Here is an 8,123-nt window from a genome sequence, read left to right on the forward strand (position 1 = left end):
TTATTTTCACATCATTTTTATGACGATAAACGTCTTAAAGCCTTATGCTGTGCCATCAATGTTTTTAAACCATATGGCATGGAAAAAGCAATATCCAAAGTATTTCCATGAACTTTAACAATAACACCTTTACCAAAGACATCATGCTCTACAAAATCACCCTGTTTCCAGTCATGAATATCATTATCACCTATCATCTCATCAACAGTTGGACCTAAATGTACAAATTGTTTTGTTTTAAATGGTGAAGGCTTACCAATATGTTCAACATGATCTACACCAATTTCATCAATAAACTGAGAAGCCATTTTAGGAGAATTCGTCATATAATTAAATCCTTGACTATCCGTCAGATATAGACGCTTTTTCGCACGCGTAAATGCCACATAAGCCAATCTACGTTCTTCTTCCATCCCCTCTTCTCCTTCTTCAGAAACGCTTCTAAAACTTGGAAAGACATCCTGTGACAATCCCACAACAAAGACATAGTTAAACTCCAGACCTTTAGCCATATGAATACTCATTAATGATACATATTCATCCTGCGTCATATCATCTTGTGATGTATATAAAGCAATATCCTGTAAATAACTTTCAAAAGTAGCACTATCTGGATGGGTATTCATATATCCAGCAATAGAGTTTTTTAACTCCATAATGTTTTGAATACGATTTTCGTCTTCATCATTTCTTAGCATTTCAAAATAACCAATATCTTTTAATAAGTATTCAAAGACATCAGCCAAAGGATTTCTTGATTGTCTTGCTTTTTCAATAGCTTGTACAAATTCACTGATGGCTTTTTTCACTTTACCTTTCAATCCAATTTCATCACTATATAAACAAACAGCTTCATAACAGCTAATGCCATAATCAATCGCTTTCAGTTGGATTTTTTCAAGTGTTTTTTGACCAATACCACGACTAGGAACATTAATAATACGTTCAAAAGATAAATCATCCATAAATACCATTAAGCGTAAATAACTTAATGCATCTTTAATTTCTTTACGATTAAAAAACTTTAATCCACCAAATATTTTATAATCAATCTGATGCTGAATTAATTTCTGTTCAAAAGGACGTGATAAATAATTAGCACGATAGAGAATCGCAAAATCATGATAATTCACACCATCAACCTGATGTATAATATTTTCAATTGTCTGACAGACAAACTCAGCTTCTGCTTCTTCATCGCCTGCTGAATAGTGCACAACTTTATCACCATCTTCTAATTGTGTAAACAAATCTTTTTCTAAACGATTTTTATTTTTTCGAATCAAATTATTCGATATATCTAATATTGTTTTTGTAGAACGATAATTCTGATCAAGAATAATGGTTTTGACATGAGAATAATCTTTATCAAAATTCATTATATAATTCACATCAGAACCTCTAAAAGAATAGATTGTCTGATCAGGATCTCCAACTACACATAAAGTTGCTTGACCTGATAAAAGATGAATCAATTTATAATCAATATTTCCAACATCCTGAAACTCATCTACATGTATATATTGAAATTTACGTTGCCATTTTTCTAGAATTTCTGGGAATTTCTCAAATAATTCAACAGTCTTCAGCAACAAATCATCAAAATCCAGCATAAAATGTTCTTCTTTATATTTTTCATATTCCTGATAAACAATTGCTTTTTTGGCCTCACCTATAAAATCTCCTGCTAATTTATACGCTTTTTGTGGTGAGATTTCAGCCATTTTACATGATGATATATAATGAATACAGCTTTTTACACTCATTGTTTTACTATCAATATTTTTATCTTTAAAAATCTTCTTTAATAATGATTTTTGATCTTCTTCATCCATAATAACAAAATGATGAGGATAATGAAAAGCATGAATATGTTGTCTTAATATTCTGACGCATAATGAATGAATTGTACATAAAAGAGCGCCTGAAGCATATTCACCTAATAAATCCACAACTCTTTGACGCATTTCATTCGCTGCTTTATTTGTAAAAGTAATAGCCAATATATGTCGAGGCTCAATCCCCACTTCTTCAATCAAGTAAGCAATACGATATGTTAAAACACGTGTTTTCCCACTTCCTGCTCCTGCAATAATACGTAAATGAGAATCTAAATAAGTGGCTGCTTCCTTTTGTTTTGGATTTAATAGTTTGTCTAAATTCATCGTATCACATCCTCTCAGTCTAATCATTATATCATAATTACTCAAAAAAGAAATCAAAAACATGAATAAAGGTTGAATTCAAAATGAATCAATGAAATAATGAAAAAGAGGTGAAAATCATGTATTTAGCTATAGATATAGGTGGTACATATACCAAATATGGATATTATCAGTCTAGTGGGATATGCTTACAAAAGAATATGATTCCTACTGTCAAAACCAACAAAGAAACATTCTATCATGCTTTAAAAACATTAATCACAAAAGAAATCGAAGGAATAGCTGTCAGTATGCCCGGTCTTATTGATAGTCAAAGAGGATATATCCACGCTATTACTTTACTGCCCTATTTTAATGAAACAGATTTTTGTCAAGAATTTTCCAGTTTAACTCACTTACCAGTCACTTTACAAAATGATGCCAAATGCGCTGCTTTGGGTGAAATGTGGAAGGGAAGCTTAAAGAACGTTGATAATGGTTTTATGATTGTCTTAGGTACAGGTATTGGTGGAACATATATATTACATGAAAAAATCGTAGAATCAAAACACTATAAAATTGGAGAGCTCGGTTCTTTTTTAATCCCTACATCAAATGGCTATTCTAACTTTGGTAAAGAATATAATGCTGTTAAACTCATTCATGATCTGAGTGATATTTTAAAATGTCCTGAAGATGGGCAGATTGTATTTCAACAACTGACTTCATCTCATCAAGCTATGCAGTATTTTGAACACTATTGTTTACAGATTGCAACAATGATCTATAATCTTGATTATTTATTAGATTTAGATATCGTAACTATTGGTGGTGGAATCAGTCAACAGCCATTTCTCATTCAAACTATTCAAAAACAATTTCATGATTTAAGAAAACAATACAAAGAAGATGATCATGAACCAGTTATTAAAGCCTGTCAATTTCAAAATGAAGCCAATTTACTTGGAGCATTGTATCATTTTCACAGCAAAAAAGGAGGTTAATTTTATCAATTAATCTCCTTTGCTATTTGAGAAAAATATTCTCTGACATATTCACGATCTTTATAAAGTTGTTGAATGAGTTCTTCTTTAGAATGAAATGGTTTTTCTTTACGTATCAAATCATAAAATTCTACGTAAATCTCTTTTCCATAAATATCATGATTAAAATCTAAAATATGAACTTCTAAAGAAGCTTTATCTAATGGTTGAAAAGTGGGATTATATCCAATATTACACATTCCCATGTAGGTATTTTGATTGATAATCACTTTAACAGCATAGACACCACCACAAGGTAAAAAATAAGAACCATAATCAATATTAGCTGTTGGAAAACCAATTTCATGTCCAATATGTCTACCGTGGATAACCAGACCATGTACACAGTATTGACGTCCTAATAATTCATTTAGATCTTTCATCTGTCCATTTTCTAGATGCTGACGAATACGTGTTGAAGAAATCTTTTCTCCTTTATAAATGACTTCATCAATAACACTGACATTAAGACCAAAAGATTCCTGCAATGTTTTCGCATCACCCTGATTTTTTGCACCAAAACGAAAATCAAAGCCACAGACTACATGCTTGATACCACATTCAATAAGATATTTCTGTATGAATTCTTGAGGCGATAAAGCAGCAACATTGGATGTAAATTCAATCACAAACAAATAATCAAATCCTCTTTTTTTAAGAATTTCATAACGATCATCAATGGAAGTCAGACATTTTTCTTCTTTTAACTTTCCTAATACATAAAGTGGATAATGATCAAAAGTTATTAAAGCTTTATGATAATGCTTTGTGCCTGCAACTCGTTCTGCTTCTTCAACAAGTGCCATATGCCCTACATGTAAACCATCAAAAAAACCAATTGCTGCTACAATAGAGTCTGTCATATGTAATTGCATATCTTCTTTTAAATAAATGATTTCCATTAAAATAGCCCTCTTATACTTTTTAAATATCCTTCACCATCAGGTCCATAAACCGCTAAAACCTTATGATTTTGATTACATACAACAACCTGATGATCAATATCACTCTTTATTTTTTTACCATGATAAACAATATTTTCATCATCAATGTAATAATGTTCAAAATGTTGAAATGCATCTTCTAAACTCATGAACTGATAATGTCCTTGTTCAATATCTTCTAAACTATAACAGTCTTCAAGATAAAACTCTCCTGAAGCTAAACGTATTAAATGAGTCATATGTGCAGGATAGCCCAACTTTTTTCCTATATCTACACACAATGAACGAATATATGTGCCTTTAGAACATTTTACCTGAAATGTTATGGATTGATCTTGTTGGGAAATTAACTTTATTTTTTCAATCATAATAGTTCGAGGTTGAATATCTACATGTTCCTGATTTCTGGCATATTCATACAATTTTTTTCCATGCACTTTAATAGCCGAATAAATAGGCGGAATTTGTTGTTGCTTTCCAATAAAAGACTGTAAAGTTTCTTCAACATCTCTTACACCATGAAAGGCTTTTTCTTCCATAATTTGACCACTACTATCGTATGTATCAGTAGCCGTTCCTAAAAAGAGTGTTGCCTGATAAACTTTTGTTTCACTCATTAAAAATTGTAAAGCCTTTGTTGCTTTGCCAATACACAAAACCAGAACACCTGTGGCATCAGGATCCAATGTCCCACAATGTCCAACTTTTTTTGTATGAAGAATCTTTCTCATACGATTCACAACATCATGACTTGTCATACCTGCTGGTTTATTAACTAACAATATTCCATCCATTTCAAAACCTCCTCATCTGTGAAATATAAAAATGAGTCATTAGACTCAAATTTATTGAATTTCACGATAAATCTTGTGCAAAGTAATATCAAATGTTGCTTCTTTTCCTGCTAAATCAGGGGCAGTCACATAATTTTCTGGGAAAGTAGCAGTAATTGTTTTTTCTTCACCAATTTTCATACCTACAATACCATCTTCAAAACCATCAATCATGGTATCTAATCCTAATTTTAACCTATAACCTTCTGCACTTCCACCATCGAAAGCTACACCATCCATTTTTCCTACAAAATCAATGATCACATAATCGCCATTTTGAGCAGCTGAAGACGTATCCGATGAAAAACATCCAAATAACAAAGATAGTACAAATAAACTTCCTAATATTTTTTTCATCTTGTCCTCCTATTTATGATTAATGACATAATAATTTTTCTTACCACGTCTAATAACAGTTGCCTGTTTTCCAAAAGCATTTTCTTTTTGAATAACAAAGCTTACATCTGTAATCTTTTCTCCATTGACAAGAACAGAGCCACCTGTAACAAATTGACGTGCTTCTCGATTTGATGAAGCAGCCCCTACTTTAACTAAAGCATTTAAAATTTGTGTATCTTCTTCCATATCTATACTAGGAACACCATGGAAGCATGACTGAACTTGTTCTAATGTTAAATCATGAATTTTACCAGAGAATAACATTTGGCTAATATCCAAAGCTTCCTGATATGCTTCTTCACCATGGATAAATGTAATCACTTCTTTTGCTAGAGCTTTATGTGCTTCTCTTAAATGAGGCTGTGTTTTATTCTTTTCTTCTAAGTCTTCAATTTCTTCTTTAGATAAGAAAGTTAAGAATTTTAAGTAATCAATGACTTTATCATCTTCTGAATTAATAAAGAACTGATACATTTCATATGGTGATGTTTTTTTACGATCTAACCAAATGGCATGACCGTTTGTTTTTCCAAATTTCGTACCATCAGATTTTGTAAGCAAAGGCATTGTAAATCCATAAGCTTCATTCCCTGTTTTCTTTCTAATCAATTCAATACCAGCAGTAATATTTCCCCATTGATCTTGTCCAGCTACCTGCATTTGGCAACCTTTATTTTCATATAACCAATAGAAATCCATGGCCTGCATAATCATGTAAGAAAATTCAGTATATGTAATTCCTAAGTCTAATCTTCTTTTGACAATATCTTTATTCAACATATAGTTGACATTAAAATATTTACCATAATCTCTTAAAAAATCAATGAAGTTTAAATCTTTTGACCAATCATAATTATTCACAACTTCAAATCCAAATAAATCCTGAGCCTGTTTTTTTAGACATTCAAAATTATGTTGTACTTCTTCTTTAGTAATCATTGGTCTTTCAGTATCAGGTTTAGGATCTCCAATCAAACCTGTAGCTCCACCTACTAATAAAATAGGATTATGTCCGGCATCCTTTAATCGTTTACTAATCAAAAATGATGAGAAATGTCCAATATGTAAACTATCACCAGTGGGATCAGTACCAATATAAAAAGTCATTCCTCCATTATTTAATTTTTCTTCAATATCTGGCGAGCTGACATCTTTAATTAAACCACGCCATACTAATTCATCATAAATTTTCATAACATATATCCTCCTTATAAAATAAAAAAAGAATTCATCAAAAGGACGAATTCTCGCGGTACCACCTTTATTTATGCATCAAGCATACGCTCTTTATTGATAACGATGTTTCCACCGGCTAAACTTTTCATTTAGCTGCTCCAAAGTGTATTCATTATAAACAATGATCTATTTCCACCAACCATAGATTCTCTATAACATCCATTTATAATTACTTGTCTTCTTCAACGCTTAAATATATAATATGCGATTTTCAAGTCGAAGTCAACTTAAAATTTTTACTTTGCATTTTGATTGATAAATTCAACTGAAGTTTTAGAATATACAATTTTTTGTGCTTGATACAAACTAAAATATCCTGATAAAACATAACACAATGCAACAACAATAGCCATTGCTGTTAAATATTGAATACCAAACATTTCAGCTCCTAACATGAGACTTGTAAGTGGCGAATTAATAACACAACAAAACATACCAACAATTCCAATAGCAGCCCCTAGATGAGAATCAATGCCCAATAATAAAGCTGATACATATCCTAAAGTTGAACCAATCACAAAAGTTGGAACAATTTCTCCACCTTTAAAACCACAGCCAATAGTAATGGCAGTAAAAATAGCTTTCATGAAAAAATCATATGGTAGAGCCTGATGATAAAGAGCTTCTGCAACAATTTCCATTCCAGCTCCTAAATATCTTTGTCGAAAAAACAAAACCAAAATCATCAACATGAATGATCCCATAATAACTCGTATATATGGATTATGAAAATATTGATGAAAACATTTGTGACTATAATGCATCATTAATACAAATACAATGGAAAAAGCAGCAATAATAAATGCAAAAATAGCTAATTTTAAACTCATAATTGGTGTTAATTGAAAAGGAATTGATAACTGATAAAAAGTTGGCTGACATCCAAAAAGTTGTGCAATTCCAAATGAAATCAAACTACTGCATAAGCATGGAACTAATGCCGCATAATAAAATACACCGACACTAACAACTTCCATGGAAAAAAGCGTCGCAGTTAATGGAGTTCCAAATAAAGCTGAAAAGACTGCACTCATACCACACATAATCAGCATTGACATTTCACGCTGATCAGCATGAATTATTTTTCCAAAAGATGTTGCTAGAGAACCACCAATTTGTAATGCAGCTCCTTCTCTTCCACTAGAACCTCCAAACAAATGGGTAATAATAGTGGCTAAAAAAATCGCTGGTGCTAATAAAACAGGAACTTTTTCCTGTTGGCGAATAGATTGAATAATCGTATTTGTTCCTGGTTCGTGAGATAAATGAACCAGACGATAAAGATAGACAATACAAACACCACCAATTGGCAATCCCCATACAATCCATGAATGCGACAAACGAAAATCAGTAACATAATCAATAGAAATATGAAATAATGCTCCTACAATACCACAGACAATACCCAAAACAAAAGCAATCCATAACCACTTACAGACAAAACATATATTTAACTTTAAATCTATAAAGAATTGTTTGATATACATAAGATTCCCCTTTGAAAAAAACTTCTAAATCAATTAG

7 protein-coding genes and 1 other annotated feature are annotated in these 8,123 nt (G+C 31.5%); of the genes, 1 reads left to right on the forward strand and 6 read right to left on the reverse strand.

Features of this window, described 5'->3' with window-relative positions; translation table 11 throughout:
- Nucleotides 1-17: 17 nt before the first annotated feature.
- Nucleotides 18-2,165 carry an ATP-dependent helicase gene (locus E0K96_RS01250; protein WP_168080555.1) on the reverse strand — a complete coding sequence of 716 codons (2,148 nt, stop codon included), beginning with the start codon at nucleotides 2,163-2,165 and terminating at the stop codon, nucleotides 18-20.
- Nucleotides 2,166-2,284: 119 nt separating this feature from the next.
- On the opposite strand from E0K96_RS01250, the gene E0K96_RS01255 reads away from it, so the two are divergent.
- Nucleotides 2,285-3,148 (forward strand): ROK family protein, encoded by an 864-nt coding sequence (locus E0K96_RS01255; protein ID WP_168080557.1) that lies wholly within the window; start codon nucleotides 2,285-2,287, stop codon nucleotides 3,146-3,148.
- 5 nt (nucleotides 3,149-3,153) lie between these two features.
- Here E0K96_RS01255 and E0K96_RS01260 read toward each other — a convergent pair whose 3' ends face one another.
- The 5 genes from E0K96_RS01260 to E0K96_RS01280 all read right to left on the reverse strand — a co-directional run bounded on the left by E0K96_RS01260 (nucleotide 3,154) and on the right by E0K96_RS01280 (nucleotide 8,086).
- Nucleotides 3,154-4,089 carry a bifunctional riboflavin kinase/FAD synthetase gene (locus tag E0K96_RS01260; RefSeq protein WP_168080559.1) on the reverse strand — a complete coding sequence of 312 codons (936 nt, stop codon included), beginning with the start codon at nucleotides 4,087-4,089 and terminating at the stop codon, nucleotides 3,154-3,156.
- A complete protein-coding gene (truB, locus tag E0K96_RS01265; protein WP_168080561.1) occupies nucleotides 4,089-4,925 on the reverse strand; it encodes a tRNA pseudouridine(55) synthase TruB in 837 nt (278 codons plus the stop codon). Before truB ends, E0K96_RS01260 begins: the two co-directional genes overlap by 1 nt.
- 51 nt (nucleotides 4,926-4,976) lie before the next feature.
- Nucleotides 4,977-5,321 carry an FKBP-type peptidyl-prolyl cis-trans isomerase gene (locus E0K96_RS01270; protein WP_168080563.1) on the reverse strand — a complete coding sequence of 115 codons (345 nt, stop codon included), beginning with the start codon at nucleotides 5,319-5,321 and terminating at the stop codon, nucleotides 4,977-4,979.
- Nucleotides 5,322-5,330: 9 nt separating this feature from the next.
- Nucleotides 5,331-6,557 carry a tyrosine--tRNA ligase gene (gene tyrS, locus E0K96_RS01275; RefSeq protein WP_168080565.1) on the reverse strand — a complete coding sequence of 409 codons (1,227 nt, stop codon included), beginning with the start codon at nucleotides 6,555-6,557 and terminating at the stop codon, nucleotides 5,331-5,333.
- Nucleotides 6,558-6,595: 38 nt separating this feature from the next.
- Nucleotides 6,596-6,794 (reverse strand) — a binding site (T-box leader).
- Between the two features lie 41 nt (nucleotides 6,795-6,835).
- Complete coding sequence (locus tag E0K96_RS01280) at nucleotides 6,836-8,086, reverse strand: chloride channel protein (protein WP_168080567.1); 1,251 nt, start codon at nucleotides 8,084-8,086, stop codon at nucleotides 6,836-6,838.
- Nucleotides 8,087-8,123 lie beyond the last annotated feature (37 nt).

The sequence above is a fragment of the Massilimicrobiota sp. SW1139 genome (assembly GCF_012027715.1).
GTDB classification, from domain to species: Bacteria; Bacillota_I; Bacilli_A; order Erysipelotrichales; family Coprobacillaceae; genus Allocoprobacillus; species Allocoprobacillus merdigallinarum.